The sequence below is a fragment of the Intestinimonas sp. HCP28S3_D6 genome, from assembly GCF_052065695.1.
In the GTDB taxonomy this organism is placed as follows: Bacteria; Bacillota; Clostridia; order Oscillospirales; family Oscillospiraceae; genus Intestinimonas.
The window spans coordinates 32,343-51,854 of the sequence record NZ_JBQHTM010000010.1 but is presented as its reverse complement, the minus strand read 5'-3'; the positions used below and the strand labels follow the sequence as shown (position 1 = coordinate 51,854).

The window sequence follows — 19,512 nt, the reverse complement described above, 5'->3', positions numbered from 1 at the left end:
AAATTCGACCTGATCCGCTATAATCTATCCTGAAGAGATTTCCCCGCAGGTATGATCCGGCAGGGGGAGCCCGCCGCGGAGCGGGCGCCGCGGGATGGCAGAGGCCGTCCTGCGGCATTATTTTGGAGGGATGGATTTGTACACCATCAAAAGCTACATGTTCCCCCAGTCCCTGGAGGCAGCCTACGAGCTGCTCAGCCGGGATCCGAAGAACAACGTGATTTTGGGTGGCTGTTGCTGGCTGAAGATGGGCCGGCGGCGGCTGCGCACCGCCATCGACCTCACCCAGCTGGGGCTGGACCGGATCGAGGTCCGGGACGGCTGGGTGGAGATCGGCGCCTGCGCTACCCTGCGGCAGATGGAGACGGCGCCGGAACTGGCCGGCCGCTTCGGCGGCCTCCTGAGCCGCTGCGTGGCGCACATTGTGGGCGTCCAGTTCCGCAACTGTGCCACCGTGGGCGGCTCGGTCTACTCCCGGTTTGGTTTCTCTGACGTGACGGCGGCCCTGCTGGCCCTGGACGCCACGGTGGTCCTCTACCGGCAGGGGGAGATCCCCCTGGCCGACTTCATGGCCATGCCCATCCACTTTGACGACATCCTGGTCAAGGTCCGGGTCCGGGATGACGGGCGCACCGCCGCCTATGAGAGCCTGCGCCGCTCCACCACCGACCTGCCCCTGCTGGCGGTGGGAGTGAGCCGCCTGGACGACGAATGGATCGTATCCGTGGGGGCCCGTCCGGCCAGCGCCCGGCGTTCGGCGGAGGCCGCCGCCTGTCTGGCCGCCGGCGGTACCCCGGAGGAGGCCGGCGAGGCCGCCGCCCGGGAGCTGACCTTCGGCACGGACCTGCGGGCGGGGGCCGACTACCGCCGGGAGATGACCAAAGTGCTGGTCCGCCGGGCCGCTGAGGCCTGCGGGAAGGGAGGGGAACAGGCGTGAAGGTGAAGATCACCGTCAACGGAGAGGTGCTCAACAAGCACATCCCCAACGACATGATGCTGTTGGATTTTCTGCGCAAATATGGCATTTACAGCGTGAAGCGGGGGTGTGACACCTCCAACTGCGGCCTGTGTACCGTCTGGGTGGAGGGGAGCCCCGTGCTCTCCTGCTCCTACCCCGCCGCCCGGGCCGACGGCAAAAACGTCACCACCCTGGAGGGGGTGCAGGAGGAGGCCCAGGAGTTTGCCCGCTTCCTGGTGGACGAGGGAGCCGAGCAGTGCGGCTATTGCAGCCCTGGCCTCATCATGGCCGTGCTGGCCATGGGCCGGGAGTTGGACCACCCCACCGATGAGGAGGTCCGGCAGTACCTCTCTGGCAACCTCTGCCGCTGCACCGGCTACGCCGGGCAGATGCGGGCCATCCGGGCCTGGCTGGACGAGAGAGCGGAAAAGGAGGTCCAGGCATGCGCTATGTGAACAAGGCCATCCCCAAGACCGACGGCATGGCCCTCACCAGCGGCAAGGGCCTCTACACCGATGACCTGGCTCCACGGGACTGCCTGGTGGTGAAGGTCCTCCGCAGCCCCTACGCCTTTGCCCGCATCAAGTCCATCCGGAAGGAAACGGCCAGCCGGGTCACCGGCATCGCCTGCATCCTGACCTGGGAGGACGTGCCCAAGATCCGCTATACCCTGGCGGGACAGTCCTATCCTGAACCCAGCCCCTACGACCGGTACATCCTGGACCAGGTGGTGCGGTATGTGGGGGACCCGGTGGCCATTGTAGCCGGCCGGGACGAGGCCAGCGTGGACAAGGCCATGCGGATGATCCAGGTGAAGTATGAGGTGCTGGAGCCGGTCATCGATTTTGAAAAGGCTCTGGACAACCCCTCCGTGATCCATCCGGAGTCCGATTACCACACCAACTTCAACATCGGCGGGGACCCGTCCCGGAACCTGGTCTCCAGCGGCTGTGAGTCCGACGGCGACGTGGAGGCCGCCCTGGCCGGGTGCGACGTGGTGGTGGACCGGACCTACTACACCAAGGCCAATGCCCAGGCCATGATGGAGACCTTCTCCACCTACACCTGGCTGGACCAGACGGGGCGGCTCAACGTCACCTCCTCCACCCAGGTGCCCTTCCACTGCCGCCGGATCATCGCCCATGCCCTGGGGCTGCCCCAGGGAGCGGTGCGGGTGACCAAGCCCCGGATCGGCGGCGGCTTCGGTGCCAAGCAGACCCTGGTGAGCGAGCTCTTTCCCGCCCTGGTGACCCTGCGCACCGGCCGGCCGGCCAAGATCGTCTACACCCGCCGGGAGGTCTTCCAGGCCTCCAACAGCCGCCACCAGATGCGGGTCCATGTCCGGGTAGGCGCCATGCGGGACGGCACCATCAAGGCGGTGGACATGCACGCCCTCTCCAATGCCGGCGCCTACGGCGAGCACGCCTCCACCACCGTGGGCCTGGTGGGCCACAAGAATATCCCCCTCTACGCCAAGGACGCCGCCTTCCGCTTCACCTATGAGGTGGTCTACACCAACACCATGGCGGCAGGGGCCTACCGGGGCTATGGCGCCACCCAGGGCTGCTTCGCCATGGAGTCGGCTGTCAATGAGTTGGCCGCCCAGCTGGGCATGGACCCGGCCCAGCTGCGGCTCAAAAACCTGCCCCAGCAAGGCATGAATATGCCGGCCTACTACAACGAGCCCCTGAGCAGTTCCTGCCTGCCCCAGTGCATCCAGCGGGGCATGGAGATGATCGGCTGGGCGGAGAAGTACCCCAGCGTCCGGGTGGACGACCGGCACGTCCGGGGCGTGGGCATGGCCATCACCATGCAGGGCTCCGGTATCTCCGCCGTGGACACCGCCACCGTCACCATCAAACTCAATGACGACGGCTTCTACACCCTGATGATCGGCGCCACCGACATGGGCACCGGCTGTGACACCATCCTGGCCCAGATGGCCGCCGAGGTGCTGGAGTGCCCCATGGAGTGGATCAGCGTGGCCCCCATCGACACCGACTACTCCCCCTATGACACCGGCTCCTACGCCTCCAGCACCACCTATGTCACCGGCACCGCCGTGGTGAAGGCCTGCACCGAGCTGGTGGAGAAGATCACCAGCGAGGGCGCCCGCCGACTGGGCATCCACCCCGAGCGAGCACGGTTCGACGGCCAGGTGGTCTACGACCACACTAACCCGGATACCCGGATCACCCTAGCCAAGCTGGGCCAGGACTCGGTGGTGGGACCGGGCTCCCAGTGGCTCACCGCCACCGCCAGCCACTGCAGTCCCACCTCGCCGCCGCCGTTGATGGCAGGCTTCGCCGAGGTGGAGGCCGACCTGGAGACCGGTGAAGTCAAGGTGGTGGACTATGTGGGCGTGGTGGACTGCGGCACCGTGGTCAACAAGAACCTGGCCCGCATCCAGGCCGAGGGCGGCATCGCCCAGGGCATCGGCATGGCCCTCTTTGAGGACGTGTGCTATGACGGCCGGGGCATGATGGCCAACAACTCCTTCCTGCAGTACAAGATCCCCAGCCGCACCGATCTGCCCCAGATCCGGGTGGAGTTCGAGGAGAGCTATGAGCCCAACGGCCCCTTCGGGGCCAAGTCCATCGGCGAGGTGGTCATCAATACTCCCGCCCCCGCCGTGGCCCACGCCATCCGCAACGCCACGGGGGTCCAGGTCCGGGATCTCCCCATCACGGCGGAGAAGCTGGTCCTGGGCATGGCACAGAATCGGGAAGAAACCGTTTAACCGTTTAAATGGAAAGACCGGCCGCTGCTCTTGCAGCGGCCGGTCTTTTTTTGCTTTCCACAGCCATTGAGGATGTGAACAGAAAACGGTTGACAATGGTCCGAAATCATACTATCATACCATATAGTATGATTTCGGACCATTAGGGAGGGAAAGATATGGAAGAAAATTCCACTATCAAACGCTACAATCACCTGTTGGGGGAGTTGGAGGGCGTCTATCATGACGCCTCGCTGCTGCTGGGCATGTCGGACAGCGTGTCCCAGATCCTCTATACCATCTGTATCAGCGGCGGTCGTTGTCCGCTCCATGAGATCTGCCGGCAGTGCGGGCTGAGCAAGCAGACGGTGAACTCGGCGGTGCGGAAGCTGGAGAAAGAGGGGGTCGTCTACCTGGAGGCGGTAGACGGCAAGGCCAAACGGGTTTGCCTGACAACGGCGGGGGAGGTCTATGCCGCCGGCACCGCCCAGGAGATCATCCGGATGGAGAACGAGATCCTGGATGCCTGGACGCCGGAAGAGGTAGAGCAGTATGTGGCCCTGGCCGAGCGCTTCCTGATGGGAATGCGGGAGCAGTTGGAGGCGCTGCGGGGACGGAAGGCCCGGGGGAGAGACGTATGATCCGGCTCTCCGACCACTTTACCTGCCGGCGTCTGCTGCGCTTTACCTTCCCGTCTATCGTGATGCTGGTGTTCACCTCCATCTATGGCGTGGTAGATGGATTTTTTGTCTCCAACTTTGTGGGTAAGACCTCCTTCGCCGCCGTCAACTTCATTATGCCTTTCCTGCTCATTCTGGGGTGCGTGGGGTTCATGTTCGGCACCGGCGGCGGCGCTCTGATCGCCAAGACCCTGGGGGAGGGAGACCGGGAAAAGGCCAACCGGATCTTCTCCATGCTGGTGTGGGTTTCCCTCCTCTGCGGCGTGGGCCTGGCCATCCTGGGCCAGCTGCTTCTGGCGCCCGTGGCCGCTCTGCTGGGGGCGGAGGGGGAGATGCTGGCGGACAGTGTGACCTACGGGCGCATCATCCTGCTGGCCATTCCCGCCTACGTCCTCCAGTATGAGTTCCAGTGCCTGTTTGCCACGGCGGAAAAGCCCAAGCTGGGCCTGGCTGTGACGGTGGCGGCAGGCATGACCAACGTGGTGCTGGATGCCCTGTTCGTGGCCGGCCTCTCCTGGGGGCTGGAGGGGGCTGCCGCCGCCACCGCCATGAGTCAGTGTGTGGGCGGGCTGCTGCCGCTGCTCTATTTCAGCCGCCCCAACCGGAGCCTGCTCCGCCTGACCAAAGCCGGGTTGGACTGGCGGGCCCTATGCAAGACCTGCACCAACGGCTCCTCCGAGTTTTTGTCCAACATCTCCATGTCCGTGGTGGGGATGCTCTATAACTTCCAGCTCCTGCGCTACGCCGGCGAGGACGGCATCGCCGCCTACGGAGTCTTGATGTATGTCAGCCTCATTTTCCAGGCGGCTTTTCTGGGCTACTCCGTGGGGACGGCGCCAGTGATCAGCTACCACGATGGGGCGGGACACTATGGAGAGCTCCGGGGGCTCCTTCGGCGGAGCCTGGGTATTGTGGGCGTCTTTGCCCTGCTCATGTTCGCCGCGGCAGAGCTGCTGGCACTGCCGTTATCACGATTGTTTGTGGGGTATGACCCCGCCCTCCTGGCCCTTACCCTGCGGGGCTTCCGGCTCTATTCCTTCTCCTTTCTCTTTTCGGGCCTGGCCATTTTCGGCTCTTCTTTTTTCACTGCCCTGAACGATGGACTGGTCTCCGCCCTCATCTCATTCCTGCGGACTCTGGTGTTCCAGGTGGCAGCGGTGTTGCTGCTCCCCCTACTCTGGGGTCTGGACGGCATCTGGGCGGCCACGGCGGCGGCAGAGCTGCTGGCCGTGGCGGTGACCGCCGCCTTCCTGGTGGGAAAGCGGCGGAAATATCACTATTAAACTGCCCGGTTGGGCAGACACGGGAAAAACAAGGGGACGCCCCGGCCATGCCGGGGCGTCCCCTTGCTCATGCAGGGAGGGGCGGTCCATTTTGGACCGCCCCTCCGGGAAACAGAAATGAAATGCTTACAGCTTGTAGCAAACCTTGCCGGGGTTGAGGATCAGGTTGGGGTCGAAGACCTTCTTGATCTCTTCCATCAGCTTCATGTTGGTGGCGCCCACGCTGCGGGCCAGGTACTCGATCTTGCCCATGCCGATGCCGTGCTCGCCGGAAACCAGACCGCCCATCTCAGTAGCCTTGTCGTAGATCTTGGTCATGAAGTCGTCGACCTGCTTCTTGAACTCATCCAGCTCCATGTCGTTGGCGCAGGTGTAGATGTGCAGGTTGCCGTCGCCGGCGTGGCCGAAGCTCTTGACCTTGAAGCCGTAGTTGGGCTCGATGCTCTTGAAGTAGCCCACGAAGTCGGCAATGCGGCTCACGGGGACGACCACGTCGCACTCGTCCAGCAGCTTGGTCTGCTCCTCGATGCCCTCCAGGAAGGAGGAACGGGCAGCCCAGGCATCCTTCATCTTGGCGGGGGTGTCGGCCACCAGCACGTCCAGAGCGCCGGCCTCCAGGACCAGCTCAGCGGCCTGCTCCACGATGGCGTCGATCTCGTCCTGGGTGTTGCCGTCGAAGGTTACCAGCAGGTAGGCGCCCACATCGGTGCCGCCCACGTTGCGGGGGAACACAGCCTTGCCCAGATACTCCTCGGAGGAGATGAGGATCTCCTTCTCGAAGAACTCCAGAGCCTGGGGATTCATGTGGTTCTTCTTGAACTTGGGCACGGTGGCAATGGCCTCGTCCAGGTTCTCATAGGGGACGATCAGGCTGACGGTGACCTTGGGGGCGGGGATGAGCTTCAGAGTGAGCTCGGTGATGATGCCCAGGGTACCCTCGGAGCCGATCATCAGGTTCAGCAGGGAGTAACCGGAAGAGGTCTTGGACACGTTGGAGCCGAAGTGGACAACCTCACCGGAGGGGAGGACCACGGTCATGGCAGAGACGTAGTCACGGGTGGCGCCGTACTTCACGGCGCGCATGCCGCCGGCGTTGGTGGCGACGTTGCCGCCCAGGGTGGCGAACTTCTCACCGGGATCGGGGGGATACAGGAGGCCCTGCTTCAAGGCATCCTCGGCCAGGTCGTTGAGGAGCACGCCGGGCTGAACGCGGACCACGAAGTTGTCGGTGTCGTAGCCCAGGATCTGCTTCATCTTGGTGGTGCAGATGACCACGCCGCCGGCGATGGGGGTGCAGGCGCCGGCCAGACCGGTGCCGGCGCCGCGGCAGGTGACAGGGATGTGGTTCTCGTTGCAGATCTTCATGACGGCGGAGACTTCCTCCGTGCTCATGACATCGATGGCCACATCGGGCATCCGGGTGCCGTAGATGGGCATCTCGTCGCGGGCGTAGTCGGCGTTGACGTCGGCACCGACGTAGACGCGCTCGGGGGCGACGGCCTTGATCTTCTCAATGATTTCGGGCGTGAGCTGATTGTACTGAGCCATGATCATTTACCTCCTAAAATCTTTCAGGATGTTACTATGTATCTTTTAAATGAAGTGGGATCTTCAGGGCTCGACGATGACGGAGATGCCGTTGGGGATGATGACCAGGTGGGCATCCTTGCCCTTGGCCTCCCGGGCGCGGTCCAGAGCGGTGTCCAGATCGGGGGCGTACTCCAGCTTCATCTCCTCGATGGTCTTCTGCATGGCGGGCTCGGAGACGAAGATGATACGGTGCTTGAGCATCATACGGCAGAGGATCTGGTACTCCCACTGGTCGGGGTCGGTCTTGTCCATGGGGGTGGCCAGGATGCGCTCCATCAGGTGCTCCAGGGTGTCGCAGTCGGCCAGGGCGTGATAAAAGCTGTCGCCGCCGGTGCCGTCGTTGCAGCGGGTGGAGATGATAAGCACGGCGCCGGGAGCGGCGGCCGCCTCAGCGGCGGTCAGGCCCTTCACGGACTGGTACATGTTCTGATCCAGGGGAGCGCCGCCGTTGGAGGTGATGACGATATCGCCCTTCTTCTCAGGCTTGACGCGGCAGTAGCCCTTCAGGAAGGCACAGCCGGTCTCATGGGCCTGGAAGGGATCGCCGGCAAAGGCAGCGGCAACGTGCTTCTCTTCGTCGATGACCACGTTGACGATGTACTGCAGCTTGGCCAGCTTGGCGGCGGCGACCATGTCGTTGTGCAGGGGGTTGCCCTCCAGGATGCCGGTGCGGGCGCAGGGGGAGTCGATGAACTTGGAGCAGTGGTTGCCCAGCACGGTGACCTGGTCGCACACGCCGGGGAGCACGCTCTTGCGGCCACCGGAGAAGCCGGCGAAGAAGTGGGGCTCAATGAAGCCCTCGGCCACCAGCAGATCGGTCTCGGCGGCCACCTTGTCGATGACCAGCTTGGCGCCGGAGGGGAGGACGCCGATCTCCACGTTGCTGGAGGCGTCCCGGCTGTCGTGGCAGACGAACTTTTCCTCGTTGGCAATCTTCTCACCGACTTTGTTCACCAGCTCCTCGTGGCTGGTGGGACGGTGGAAACCGGTGGCGATAAGCAGAGTGATGTCAATATCGGGGTTGCCCTCCCGCAGCTCGGCGAGCATGAAGGGGAGGATGTGCTTGCTGGGCACCGGGCGGGTGTGATCGCTGACGATAATGGTGGCGGTCTTCTTGCCCTTGGCCAGCTCGGAGAGTTTGGCCGAGCCGATGGGATTGGCCATCGCCTTTTTGACGATGTCATCCTCGCTGCCTTCAGCCTTCAGGGTCCCGATGGCGGATTCCAGGACTTCTGCCCCGGTCACATCCCGGCTGAGCTCCAGACCGGTGGTGCCAAAGGGGATTCGCATGTTGATCCCTCCATTTCAAATTTCAGTGCGCTGAGCACCGCAACACGGCAAAACCAAATTTCTTAATTGGTCCTACCTATTTCCTGCATATAAGTTTAGCACAATGCCGCTGAGATGCAAGGGTTTTTAAACAATTTTCTAACAATTCTCCATTCCGCACAATTTGTACTACCAATATTCGGCACTTTGTAGGAAAATGAGGTCTTTGGCAAAAATGCTCTGGACAATGTGCTCACAAAGAGCTAAAATAACTATGAAAATTGGTGGAACCAATGAAAAAACACCCAGATAACAGGCAAAAATGAGGTTAAGCACGCAAAATTGGTAGCACCAATGCTACCGGAAAGAGGAGTGACAAGTTGTGGGAGAGATCGTACTAAAAGGTGTATTGTCGCTGCTGCCCATCATCTGGCTGATTGTGGCACTGACCGGACTGAAGATGGCCGGCCACAAGGCCTGCGTGGGCGCACTGATTATCACCATCGTGGAGTCCCTGTTCCTGTGGAAGATGCCGGCTGTGGACTGTGCCACCTCCGCGCTGGAGGGCTTTGCCTCTGCGCTGTGGCCCATCATCCTGGTCATCATCGCCGCCATCTTTACTTATAATCTGTCTCTGAAGACGGGCGCCATGGACGTCATCAAGCAGATGCTCACCGGCGTCTCCGCCGATAAGCGTGTGCTGGTGCTCCTCATCGGCTGGTGCTTCGGCGGCTTCATGGAGGGCATGGCCGGCTTTGGTACCGCCATCGCCATCCCGGCCAGCATGCTGGCCGGCATGGGAATGGACCCCATCGTGGCCTGCCTGGTGTGCATGCTCGCCAACGCCTTCCCCACCGCCTTCGGCTCCGTGGGTATCCCCACCGTGACCCTGGCCAACGTGACCGGTCTGGATCCCCTGCCCCTGGCCTTCACCACTGTGGTGCAGATGATCCCCTTCATGATCCTGGTGCCCTTCCTCATGGTCATCGTGGGCGGTGGCGGCGTCAAGGCCCTGAAGGGCATGGTGGGCATCACCCTGGTCTCCGGTGTCTCCTTTGTGGTGCCTCAGCTCATCGTGGCCAAGTTTACCGGCCCCGAGCTGGCCGTCATCGTGGGCTGCGTGGTCAGCCTGGGCTGCACCATCCTCATGGCTCGTGCCCGGAAAGGCAAGGAAATCCCTGCTGAGTACAACATGAGTGCCGGCAACACCAACGCTCAGACCATTGACGGCCATAAGGCTCTGGTGTCCTGGCTGCCTTTCATCCTCATCTTTGTGCTGCTGCTGGTCACCTCCAAGCTGGTGCCCCCCATCAACAGCGCTCTGGCCGGCTTCTCCAGCTCCATTAAGATCAGCACCTCTGCCAATGCCGGCAACGCCTCCTTCAGCTGGATCAACACCCCCGGTATCTGGATCTTCGTGGCGGCCATCATCGGCGGCTTCGTTCAGAAGGCCACTCCCAAGATGATGATTGACACTCTTGTGGCCACCGTGAAGCAGATGTCCAAGACCATCATCACCATCATGTCGGTGCTGGCGGTGGCCAAGATCATGACCTACTGCGGCATGATCAACGACATGGCTGTCTTCTTCGTGTCCATCACCGGCAGCTTCTATCCCTTCGTGGCCCCCATCATCGCGGCTCTGGGCGCCTTCATCACCGGCAGCGGCACCAGCACCGAGGTGCTGCTGGGCAGCCTGCAGACTGCGGCTGCTGAGCAGATCGGCGCCTCTCCCTTCTGGCTGGCCGCCGCCAACTCCACCGGCGCCGGTATCGGCAAGATCCTCTCTCCCCAGTGCATCGCCACCGCCGCTGCGGCCGTGGGCCTGGTGGGTCAGGATTCCAAGCTCCTGGGCGGCATCATCAAATGGGCGCTCCTGGAGCTGGTCATCGCCTGCCTGATCGTGGGTCTCCTGGGCGGTATCGTGGTTCCCATCCTGGGTGTCTGATCCCAGTCTATCCTATCAGTGAAAAAGCCCCCGCGCCGCTCAGCGGCGCGGGGGCTTTTCCTGTCGTCAGATGCCGTTGCCAGCGGCTGCGGGACATGGTATACTGCTCACAGAAGCCGCGGGGAATTTTAATGACTTCTTAAGGAACTTGCCCGCCGGACCTTAAAAAAGCAGTGTTATCCTGACCATGAAAGCGGAGGAGTGAGCCCTTTGTATAACATTCTGATCTGTGACGACGACCGGGACATCGTCTCGGCCCTGGACATCTATCTCACCAGCGACGGCTACCAGACCTACCACGCCTACAACGGGATCGAGGCCCTGAATGCGGTGAAGGAGCACGAGATCCACCTCATTCTCATGGATATCATGATGCCTGGAATGGACGGCATCCGGGCCACCGCCAAGCTGCGGGAGACGGAGAACATCCCCATCATCTTCCTCACCGCCAAGAGCGAGGACGCCGACAAGATCCTGGGCCTGAACATCGGGGCGGACGACTATGTGACCAAGCCCTTCAACCCCATCGAGGTGCTTGCCCGGGTGAAGAGCCAGCTCCGGCGGTATACCACCCTGGGCGGTCAGCAGAAGGCGGAGGACGCGCCCCAAATCCTCCGTAACGGCGGCATTGCCATGGACGATGGCGCCAAGTCGGTGACAGTGGACGGGGAAGGGGTCAGCCTTACCCCCATCGAGTACAATATACTCTTACTGCTCATGCGGCACCCGGGACGGGTGTTCTCCACCAGTCAGATCTACGAGCGGGTGTGGAACGACCCCTCTCTTGGTTCAGAGAATACGGTGGCCGTCCACATCCGGCACCTGCGGGAGAAGCTGGAGATCGACCCGGCCAACCCTCGGTACATCAAGGTGGTGTGGGGTCTGGGCTATAAGATGGAGAAGGCGTGAGCCTTCTTCCAAAGGGAGGAAAGTGATGAAGCGGGCCTTTACCAGTCCCGGCGGCAGGGCGGGGCTCTTTCTGGCCGGGGTGATCTTGTGCGCCGTGGCCTTCTGGACGGGGCTCATCACCTTGAGCCAATGGGACAACCTGTGGGTGAGCGGTAGCTATACCGACAGCTACAGCATCTCACGGGTGGTGCAGTTCTATGATTATTATGCCGGGGAGATCGTCGGCCTGCTCCTGCAAGAGAAATGGGACGGGAAGCTGAGCTACACCGACCGGAAGCGGCTGGAGAACCTAAAGAGCATGCTCGCGCCGGAGAACACCAACTATCGGGTGGAGATCCACGCCCAGGACGGCACCCCTCTCTACACCAACCTTCCGGAGGGGACCTCCATGGACAGCGTGTCTGCCGTGGCCCTGTGGGAGCAGACCCTGACCCGGGGAGAGGAGCTCCACGAGTCGGATTACACCGTCTACGACGAGAGCAGTGACCGGAGCGGCCTCATGATCTACCTGGCGGATGGGACCTATGTATTCAGCGATCCCGCCGACTTCGTGGGACAGTATAACGGGTATGGCTACCGGGGCGACGGCGAGGGCCAGGGCTGGAGCGGCGGCTACCGCCAGGCCATGGACAGCCGGGTGGAAACGGTGCCCTTCACCATCCAGAGCGGTGTGCAATGGCCCCTGGCGGCGGATGACTATTTCAGGTCCGACTTTGCCAACTACCAGATCTTTCAGACTTATCTGCCCGCCATCTCCGGGACGGCGGTGGTAACCCTGCTGTGTGCCCTGTGGTGTCTGTGGGCGCTGTGCCGCTCCGCCGGCTATCGAAGAGGAGAGGAGAGAATCCATCTGAGCTTTCAGGACCGCATCCCCCTGGACCTCTACCTGCTGCTGGTGGGGCTCCTGCTGAGTCTCCTTTTGAGCGGTGGAGACTCCATCACCTATTCCATCAACCAGGCGGCGCCCCGTCTGACCCCCTTTGTGGGTCTGGGCATCTTCACTCTGACGGGCAGCGTGCTCTTCCTGTCTGTGACCCAGACCCTGGCGGTGCGGTGGAAGGCGGGACATATGTTCCGGAACACGCTGATCTGGCGGCTGTGCCGCTGGCTGGGCCGGGTGATCGGAGAGGCCGCCGCCAACTGGAGCGTAACGAAACGTCCGGTGAAAACCTTCCTTTTGTACCTGCTGGGTACCGCCATCACCACCCCCACGGTAGTGCTTGTGCCGATCTATCAGGGCTATGTTCTCTGGCGGCTGTGCCGCTGGGTACGGCAGTGGCGGGCCATCCGGGAGGGGACCGAGCGCATCGTGGGCGGTGAACCCGACTACAAGATCGATACGGATGGGATGTATCGGGACCTCCGGGAGCACGCTGGGCAGCTCAACGACCTGGGCGCTGCCATCGGCAGCGCCGTGGAGGAGCGGCTCAAGAGTGAGCGGTTCAAGGCCGAGCTCATTACCAACGTCTCCCACGACCTCAAGACCCCTCTCACCTCTATCATCAACTATGTGGATCTGCTGAAGAAGGTGGACATCCAGGACCCCAAGGCCCGGGAGTATATCGCCGTGCTGGACCGGAAGAGCCAGCGGCTCAAAAAGCTCACTGAGGATCTGGTGGAGGCATCCAAAGCCTCTACGGGGAGCCTGACCGTGGTGCGGGAAAAGATGGGCTTTACCCAGCTGTTGGACCAGGCCCTGGGGGAGTACCAGGAGAAGTTTGAAAAGAGCGGTCTGACCCCAGTGCTCACCACAACCGACCATGAACTCTATGTGGAGGCCGATGGTCGCCACCTTTGGCGGATCATCGACAACCTGCTGGGCAACTGCGTCAAATACGCCCTGCCCGGGACCCGGGTCTACCTGGACGTGCGGAGCTGGGAGGGCAGCGTGGTGCTGTCGGTGAAGAACATCTCCCGGGACCCCCTGAACATCCCGGCGGAGCAGCTCATGGAGCGGTTTGTCCGGGGGGACGTGTCCCGGACCACCGAGGGCTCCGGCCTGGGCCTCTCCATCGCTCGGAGCCTCACCGAGCTCCAGGGGGGCGCCTTCCGCCTGGACATCGACGGAGACCTCTTCAAGGCGGTGGTCACCTTCCCGGAGTACCGGGAGCCGGAGGCACTTGAGAAACCTCAGACAGAGCAGCCGTAACAAGGAGAGCCCGCCCGGCGCGGTCAGCGCCGGGCGGGCTTTTTCCACCCTTTGTGGAAAAGGAGATTGCCTCCGGCCCTGATTTGGGTTAGAATGGGGGCAGCAGGCAAAACTTTACCCAAAGGAGGTAGTTCCGATGTATGACATCGTCATTGTAGGGGCCGGTCCCGCCGGCCTGACCGCCGCCCTGTACGCCCGCCGGGCGGGCCACAGCGTGCTGGTGCTGGAAGGGGGCGTCCCCGGCGGCCAGGCCGTGACCACACCCCATGTGGAAAACTGGCCGGGCACCCTGTCCATCTCCGGCCCTGATTTCGCCATGGGCCTCTATCAGCAGTGTGCCGACTTGGGCACCCAGTTCCAGTTCTCCGCCGTCACCGGCTTTGAGGACAAAGGGGACGTGAAGGTGGTCCACGCCGGCGAGGAGACCTATGAGGGCCGCACCCTCATCCTGGCCAACGGCGTCCAGCGCCGGAAGCTGGGCGTCCCGGGAGAGGAAAAGCTGGGCGGCAAGGGCGTGAGCTACTGCGCCACCTGCGACGGCAGTTTCTTTAAGGGCAAGGAGGTGGCTGTGGTGGGCGGCGGCAACACCGCCGTGGAGGATGCCATCTATCTGGCCTCCATCTGCCCCACGGTGTGGCTCATCCACCGCCGGGACAAGCTCACCGCCCAAAAGTACCTGGTGGACAACCTGAAGACCAAGGAGAACGTAAAGCTCCTTACCGACCACAAGGTGCTGGAGATCCAGGGGGACAAACAGGTGGAGGCCATCCGGCTCATGGGGCCGGAGCACCAGCGCATCCTCCATGTCTCCGCCGTCTTTGCGGCGGTGGGGCTCATCCCCGACAATCAGAAGTTCTCTCCCCCTCTGAAGCTCAACGAGTATGGCTATATCCAGGCCGGCGAGGACTGCGCCACCAATGTGCCCGGCGTCTTTGTGGCCGGAGACAGCCGCTCCAAGGAGCTGCGGCAGCTGGTTACCGCCGCCTCCGACGGCGCCATGGCCGCCAGCAAGGCCGGCCAGTATCTGGGCGCGGTGTAACGAATATGTGAAAGAGCCCCCGTCCTTTCCGGTTGGAAAGGACGGGGGCTCTTTTGTTCAGTCGGTGCTTTCGCGGACCCGGCGGCTCTTTTCGCCCAGAACGGGCAGGGTGAGTGTGCTGCCGTCGGTGGCGGTGGAGATGAGGTAGCGGTAGACCCTGGCCTTCTGCTCGTCGTAGAGGTCCAAGTCCTGATAGAGGTTCTTGTAGTAGTCAAAGGTGTCCCGTTTCATCCGAATGACCCGCCGGAGGGTGGCCTGGCTGGTGATGAGGCTGCCCGGCCGCTTGTGGTAGTAGTAAAGGGGCTTGGGCACCGCTGCCACCAGACGGACGTGGCGGATATATTCCAGATTGAAGAGAAAGTCCTCGCTCCAGTTTACATCCTCCGCAAAGCGCAGACCCTGCTTTTCCACGATAGACCGGCGGTAGAGCTTGTTCCACAGGGCGCCATAGTAGTAGTTGGCCGGGGCCTTCACCATCTCCTGGGCAAATTCCTGCCGGGTGAGGAGCCGCTCCCCTTTGATGTGGCCCCGCTGGGCCTGCTTTTCCCCGTCCACCCGGAAGAAATGGGAGATGACCAGGTCGGCGCCGGTGCTCTGGGCGGCACGGACCAGGGTCTCGGTGGCGTCAGGGGTCAGGCGGTCGTCGCTGTCGGAGAACTGGAGGTAATCTCCCCTGGCCACCGCCAGGGCGGAGTTCCGGGCGGCGGAGACCCCGCCGTTGGGCCGGTCCAGAAAACGGATGCGGTGGTCCACCCGGGCGGCGGCGACGCACAGCCGGCCGGAGCCGTCGGTGCTGCCGTCATTGACCAGAATGATCTCCAGGTTGGGCCAGGTCTGGCCTCGGAGGCTCTCCAGACAGGTACCCAGATAGACCTCAGAGTTGTAGACGGGGACGATGATGCTCACAAGGGGCTTATCCAAAAAGACACCTCACAAATAGGCCGTCCTGTGGACGGCGGGGCGGAAGGGAATGGGTCAGCCGGGGCGGTGGGGCTCCAGACCCAGCTGATAGAGGGCATTGGACCAGGAGCCGCAGGCATCCTGAAGCCGCCGGCGGACGGGGAGGGGGATCTCCCGGCGCTCCGGCGGGCGGCCCAGCCGCCGGGCGGTCTCAGCTACTGTCTCCAGATCCTGGGCGGTGGTCTCGTCCACCCGAAGCAGGCGGTAGTAGCAGTCATGGAGACTCCCCCGATGCCGGGCGGGCGGCTTGCCGCTGCGGTCCCCCAGACGGGTGTTGGAGAAGGGGGCGATGCGCCGGACCGGCTCCAGGTCCAGCTGCTCCAGCACCCGCCGCCAGGAGCCGCATCGCCGGACCAGGGTTTCCACAGTCTTGGGGTCCACCTCCCGGCGGAGGGGTGCCCGGTTGAGCTCTTCCGCCCGGCGGTGGACGGCCTCCAACAGAGGCTTGTACTCCGCCTCCAGGGGGCCGAGCGGGGGGAGGGGAGCGGTGTCCAGAACACCGGCGGCGGCGAGCACCTCGCCCCAGGTCTTGTACTGGTGCCGCAGGCCCCGGAGGACCTCCGGTAGGTCGGAAGGGTGGGGCATGCGTCCCAAAGTCTTTCGGGCCTCGCGCACCTGTGCCAAAAGCCTTTGGCTTTCCTGCTCCTCGGCCTGGACTTGCTCCAGGCGCTTGCCGCAGCGGCCGGCGGAGCGGCTTAGCCCGGCGGCCCGGAGGGCGTTGGGCCAGTTTTTGAACCGGGCCCGCAGATAGATGCGGCAGCTCCAGTGGACTTCGTTCTGGGCGGGGGAGCGGCCCAGGGCCGCAGCCCGCTCCCGAAGCAGATCCAACAGCTCCTGGTCGGAGCAGCTCTCGTAGAGCTGCCGCCCCTGGGGACCGTCCAGACCGTAGCGAATGGCTTCTCTGCCCCGGGGTTCGGTCTCGATCTGACCCGCTAGGGCGTGGAGCTCCCGCCGGCGCCGGCGCAGCTCCCCCTCTGTCAGCATGTTATCCATGCTTTCCGTCTCCTCTCTCCGTGGGGGGGACAGGGCCGGGCCTCTGAGTGCCGGTCCGTCCCGGGTGGATGGGAGACAGTACGCCCATGGCTGGCTCGGGTTTTGGCCCATACAGCACCCGGCGCCGGACTCTCACCGGCTCCTGGTGAAGCGTGCCGCGCTCTGCGCGTCCGCACCGCAGCTGTCTCGTTTGCAGAAAAATATTATAACACGATTTTCTTCATACCTGCAAGAGAGGCGGAGCGGGGAAGTTTCATCTGGCGATTGCCTTTTTGATAAAAAAAGGATATACTGAGCAGGATAAAGTTTGCGCAAGGAGGCCCGCTATGGACAAGATCAAAATGACCACCCCCCTGGTGGAGATGGATGGGGACGAGATGACCCGCATCCTCTGGAAGGACATCAAAGAGATCCTGCTGGAGCCCTACATCGATCTGAAGACGGAGTATTACGACCTGGGGCTTCCCCACCGGGAGGAGACCCGGGACCAGGTGACGGTGGACTCCGCCGAGGCCACCAAGAAGTACGGCGTGGCGGTGAAGTGCGCCACCATTACTCCCAACGCCCAGCGGGTGGAGGAATATAAGCTCTCTCAGATGTGGAAGTCCCCCAACGGCACCATCCGCGCCATCCTGGACGGCACCGTCTTCCGGGCCCCCATCATGGTCAAGGGGATCTCCCCGGTGGTGAAGAACTGGAAAAAGCCCATCACCATCGCCCGTCACGCCTTCGGTGACGTCTATAAAAACACCGAGTACAAGGTCCCCGGACCCGGCAAGGCCGAGCTGGTCTTCACCCCCGCGGAGGGCGAGCCCGTCCGCCAGACCATCTATGACTTCACCGGCGCCGGTGTCCTTCAGGGCCAGTTCAACACCGTGTCCTCCATCTCCTCTTTTGCCCGCTCCTGCTTCCAGTATGCCCTGAGCAGCAAGCAGGATCTGTGGTTTGCCACCAAGGACACCATCTCCAAGCAGTACGACCACACCTTCAAGGACATCTTTCAGGAGATCTTCGACGCCGAGTACGCCAAGGCCTTTCAGAAGGCGGGCATCGAGTACTTCTATACCCTCATCGACGATGCGGTGGCCCGGGTTATCCGTAGCGAGGGCGGTTTCATCTGGGCCTGCAAGAACTATGACGGTGACGTGATGAGTGACATGGTCTCCACCGCCTTCGGCTCCCTGGCTATGATGACCTCGGTGCTGGTCTCCCCCGACGGGAAGTACGAGTACGAGGCCGCTCACGGCACCGTCACCCGGCACTACTACAAATACCTCAAGGGGGAGGAGACCTCAACCAACCCCATCGCCACCCTCTTCGCCTGGACCGGCGCCCTCCGGAAGCGGGGCGAGCTGGACGGCATCGGCGCTCTCATGACATTCGCCGACAAGCTGGAGGCCGCCTCCATCGCCGTTATCGAGGGCGGCACCATGACCAAGGATCTGGCCGGTCTGTGGGAGGGGGAAATCCCCGCCAGCGTGGTCAACAGCCGCCAGTTCCTGGAGGCCATTCGGGACGAGCTGAATCAGCGGCTCTGAGCCTCTGAGGTGAGAAAACCGCCCTCTTCCTCATGTGAACGGAACCAGTAAGCGCGGACAAGAGATCCAATACCCCCCTAATGTAGGAAAATAGAAGTACTACATTAGGGGGGTATTATCATATCAAAAGGTAACATCTACTTCTCTCTTGAAAAAGCATAAGCCACGCAAAAGAGGATCAGCTTATCAGCGAGGCCCTTATTTTAACAAAGTTGAGGAGTATATTCATTGGCACCTATAAGATGTGTCAAAAAGCCGCGCTGAATATGGATCGGGACATCGTAAAGGCAGGGATCGGAGAGAATACAATCATTGCCCAGCCAGAGCGTATCATAACTACCCTACAAGCTAGAAAACACTGGAGTCTAGAATCGGGCTGAGACAGAACTGCCGGCCCATCAAGGGATGGAATCCCCTGATGGGCCGGTTTTGCTGCTTACGGGAAAATATATGCTCAAAGGGTGCACAGAATGAGCTTGCAATACGATAAACTCACGCCAAAACAGCGCTGGTTGCGGGATATTTGTTGTAGTGGAGAGACAAAGAAGTCAGGCACCTCGGCGTGACTACCAATGGGTGAATACCAGGCTAGACCAATGGGGAGCAGCAGGAAGCGAGGCCGCTCCATTCAGTAGGTTTTTTCTCCGTCTTTTCCCACGACGACGGTCTGTATAAGATTGAAGCCTAGGAAACGGAAGAGATAGTCCTCGTTGGCTTTCCGTACCTCCGAATAGGTGTCGCAGCCGCTGTGCTGGGTATAGACAAGATAGAGAGCCTTCCCGGAGATGAGCGACTGGCCACCGCCGCGGTACAGAGGATAGAGACGGTCGCAGAGGGTCTTCATCTGGCCGGAGAGGGTGCCAAAATAGACAGGGGAGGCGATGATGACGGCCTCGCTGTCCTGGATCTCCTGAATGACCATTTCTGCGTCATCCTTTTGAGAGCATCCGGGGGTCTTTCTGCAATAGTTGCAGCCGCAGCAGGAGGCTACTTTTAGATCGTCTACAAAATGAATGGTGGTCTGCTGCCCGTCGGGGTCCAGGGTGCGGGCGAGCTGCTGCGCCTTTGCCGCAGTGGCGCCATTTTTGCGCCGGCTCCCGATCAGTACCAGTGTTCTCATGATTTGATCTCCTGTGTTGCAATGATGTCGGCGCCGGTGCCGCATACGTTGGCCAGGATCACATCTCCCACCTGGACGGGCAGCTTGGCCCGGTGGCGGAAGATCTCCTGCACGCAATCCATCATCAGCCGTTTGGGAATGGGACGAGAGGTCTTTACACTCAGGGGGGCCTCACGGCCCTCAGCCCGCATCAGGGAGGTGAGAACCCGCATGGGCTCTATGGCTTCCTGTCTGGCATACTGCTCTCCTTTGGGACAGATGTTTCCGCTGACAGACAACACCGTGTTGCCCTCCATCTGAACGGTCAGGCGGCAGCCCATGGGGCAGTTGATACAAACCATCTGTTTCTCCACGTTG

Annotated in this window: 16 protein-coding genes; 10 read left to right on the top strand and 6 right to left on the bottom strand. The window is 62.2% G+C overall.

Annotated features, from left to right (window positions below):
* The first annotated feature begins 136 nt into the window (after positions 1–136).
* The 5 genes from ACTNBK_RS05415 (at position 137) to ACTNBK_RS05395 (ending at position 5,640) form a co-directional block, all read left to right on the top strand.
* Positions 137–937: an FAD binding domain-containing protein gene (locus ACTNBK_RS05415; protein ID WP_441144295.1), complete on the top strand. Its 801-nt coding sequence runs from the start codon at positions 137–139 to the stop codon at positions 935–937.
* The gene (locus ACTNBK_RS05410; RefSeq protein ID WP_441144294.1) at positions 934–1,413 is read left to right on the top strand and encodes a (2Fe-2S)-binding protein; all 480 of its coding nucleotides are present in this window, start codon (positions 934–936) and stop codon (positions 1,411–1,413) included. The genes ACTNBK_RS05415 and ACTNBK_RS05410 overlap by 4 nt, the downstream gene beginning before the upstream one ends.
* A complete protein-coding gene (locus ACTNBK_RS05405) occupies positions 1,401–3,698 on the top strand; it encodes a xanthine dehydrogenase family protein molybdopterin-binding subunit (RefSeq protein ID WP_441144292.1) in 2,298 nt (765 codons plus the stop codon). Before ACTNBK_RS05410 ends, ACTNBK_RS05405 begins: the two co-directional genes overlap by 13 nt.
* Before the next feature lie 158 nt (positions 3,699–3,856).
* Positions 3,857–4,318: a MarR family winged helix-turn-helix transcriptional regulator gene (locus ACTNBK_RS05400; protein WP_441144290.1), complete on the top strand. Its 462-nt coding sequence runs from the start codon at positions 3,857–3,859 to the stop codon at positions 4,316–4,318.
* Positions 4,315–5,640 carry an MATE family efflux transporter gene (locus ACTNBK_RS05395; protein ID WP_441144288.1) on the top strand — a complete coding sequence of 442 codons (1,326 nt, stop codon included), beginning with the start codon at positions 4,315–4,317 and terminating at the stop codon, positions 5,638–5,640. Before ACTNBK_RS05400 ends, ACTNBK_RS05395 begins: the two co-directional genes overlap by 4 nt.
* A 126-nt stretch (positions 5,641–5,766) precedes the next feature.
* On the opposite strand, the gene ACTNBK_RS05390 is transcribed toward ACTNBK_RS05395, so the two are convergent.
* Together ACTNBK_RS05390 and larA are read right to left on the bottom strand one after the other, a co-directional pair.
* Positions 5,767–7,188, bottom strand: a complete 1,422-nt coding sequence (locus ACTNBK_RS05390; RefSeq protein WP_441144286.1) for an FAD-binding oxidoreductase — start codon at positions 7,186–7,188, stop codon at positions 5,767–5,769.
* A 63-nt stretch (positions 7,189–7,251) separates the two neighbouring features.
* Entirely contained in the window at positions 7,252–8,520 is a 1,269-nt protein-coding gene (gene larA, locus ACTNBK_RS05385) for a nickel-dependent lactate racemase (RefSeq protein WP_441144284.1), read from the bottom strand.
* Between the two features lie 361 nt (positions 8,521–8,881).
* On the opposite strand from larA, the gene ACTNBK_RS05380 reads away from it, so the two are divergent.
* The 4 genes from ACTNBK_RS05380 (at position 8,882) to ACTNBK_RS05365 (ending at position 14,544) form a co-directional block, all read left to right on the top strand.
* A complete protein-coding gene (locus ACTNBK_RS05380) occupies positions 8,882–10,447 on the top strand; it encodes an L-lactate permease (protein ID WP_441144282.1) in 1,566 nt (521 codons plus the stop codon).
* Between the two features lie 210 nt (positions 10,448–10,657).
* On the top strand, positions 10,658–11,356 hold the full coding sequence (locus ACTNBK_RS05375) for a response regulator transcription factor (protein WP_441144280.1): 699 nt from the start codon (positions 10,658–10,660) through the stop codon (positions 11,354–11,356).
* A 25-nt stretch (positions 11,357–11,381) separates the two neighbouring features.
* Complete coding sequence (locus tag ACTNBK_RS05370) at positions 11,382–13,505, top strand: sensor histidine kinase (RefSeq protein ID WP_441144278.1); 2,124 nt, start codon at positions 11,382–11,384, stop codon at positions 13,503–13,505.
* 136 nt (positions 13,506–13,641) lie between these two features.
* The gene (locus ACTNBK_RS05365) at positions 13,642–14,544 is read left to right on the top strand and encodes an NAD(P)/FAD-dependent oxidoreductase (RefSeq protein WP_441144277.1); all 903 of its coding nucleotides are present in this window, start codon (positions 13,642–13,644) and stop codon (positions 14,542–14,544) included.
* Between the two features lie 57 nt (positions 14,545–14,601).
* Here ACTNBK_RS05365 and ACTNBK_RS05360 read toward each other — a convergent pair whose 3' ends face one another.
* Positions 14,602–15,465 (bottom strand): glycosyltransferase family 2 protein, encoded by an 864-nt coding sequence (locus ACTNBK_RS05360; RefSeq protein WP_441144275.1) that lies wholly within the window; start codon positions 15,463–15,465, stop codon positions 14,602–14,604.
* 54 nt (positions 15,466–15,519) lie between these two features.
* Complete coding sequence (locus ACTNBK_RS05355; protein WP_441144273.1) at positions 15,520–16,497, bottom strand: homing endonuclease associated repeat-containing protein; 978 nt, start codon at positions 16,495–16,497, stop codon at positions 15,520–15,522.
* A gap of 326 nt (positions 16,498–16,823) precedes the next feature.
* Between ACTNBK_RS05355 and ACTNBK_RS05350 the strand changes: the two genes are divergently transcribed.
* Complete coding sequence (locus tag ACTNBK_RS05350) at positions 16,824–18,035, top strand: NADP-dependent isocitrate dehydrogenase (protein WP_441144271.1); 1,212 nt, start codon at positions 16,824–16,826, stop codon at positions 18,033–18,035.
* Between the two features lie 628 nt (positions 18,036–18,663).
* Here ACTNBK_RS05350 and ACTNBK_RS05345 read toward each other — a convergent pair.
* Together ACTNBK_RS05345 and ACTNBK_RS05340 are read right to left on the bottom strand one after the other, a co-directional pair.
* The gene (locus ACTNBK_RS05345) at positions 18,664–19,155 is read right to left on the bottom strand and encodes a flavodoxin family protein (protein WP_441144269.1); all 492 of its coding nucleotides are present in this window, start codon (positions 19,153–19,155) and stop codon (positions 18,664–18,666) included.
* On the bottom strand, positions 19,152–19,508 hold the full coding sequence (locus ACTNBK_RS05340; protein ID WP_441144267.1) for a DUF1667 domain-containing protein: 357 nt from the start codon (positions 19,506–19,508) through the stop codon (positions 19,152–19,154). The genes ACTNBK_RS05345 and ACTNBK_RS05340 overlap by 4 nt, the downstream gene beginning before the upstream one ends.
* Between the last annotated feature and the right edge of the window lie 4 nt (positions 19,509–19,512).

Bases quoted from the DNA above. Each gene is read 5' to 3' on its own strand.
- ACTNBK_RS05350 (WP_441144271.1), top strand. From the start codon at position 16,824: ATGGACAAGATCAAAATGACCACCCCCCTGGTGGAGATGGATGGGGAC.
- ACTNBK_RS05390 (WP_441144286.1), bottom strand. From the start codon at position 7,188: ATGGCTCAGTACAATCAGCTCACGCCCGAAATCATTGAGAAGATCAAG.
- ACTNBK_RS05370 (WP_441144278.1), top strand. From the start codon at position 11,382: ATGAAGCGGGCCTTTACCAGTCCCGGCGGCAGGGCGGGGCTCTTTCTG.
- ACTNBK_RS05345 (WP_441144269.1), bottom strand. From the start codon at position 19,155: ATGAGAACACTGGTACTGATCGGGAGCCGGCGCAAAAATGGCGCCACT.
- ACTNBK_RS05405 (WP_441144292.1), top strand. From the start codon at position 1,401: ATGCGCTATGTGAACAAGGCCATCCCCAAGACCGACGGCATGGCCCTC.
- ACTNBK_RS05355 (WP_441144273.1), bottom strand. From the start codon at position 16,497: ATGGATAACATGCTGACAGAGGGGGAGCTGCGCCGGCGCCGGCGGGAG.
- ACTNBK_RS05400 (WP_441144290.1), top strand. From the start codon at position 3,857: ATGGAAGAAAATTCCACTATCAAACGCTACAATCACCTGTTGGGGGAG.
- larA (WP_441144284.1), bottom strand. From the start codon at position 8,520: ATGCGAATCCCCTTTGGCACCACCGGTCTGGAGCTCAGCCGGGATGTG.
- ACTNBK_RS05365 (WP_441144277.1), top strand. From the start codon at position 13,642: ATGTATGACATCGTCATTGTAGGGGCCGGTCCCGCCGGCCTGACCGCC.
- ACTNBK_RS05395 (WP_441144288.1), top strand. From the start codon at position 4,315: ATGATCCGGCTCTCCGACCACTTTACCTGCCGGCGTCTGCTGCGCTTT.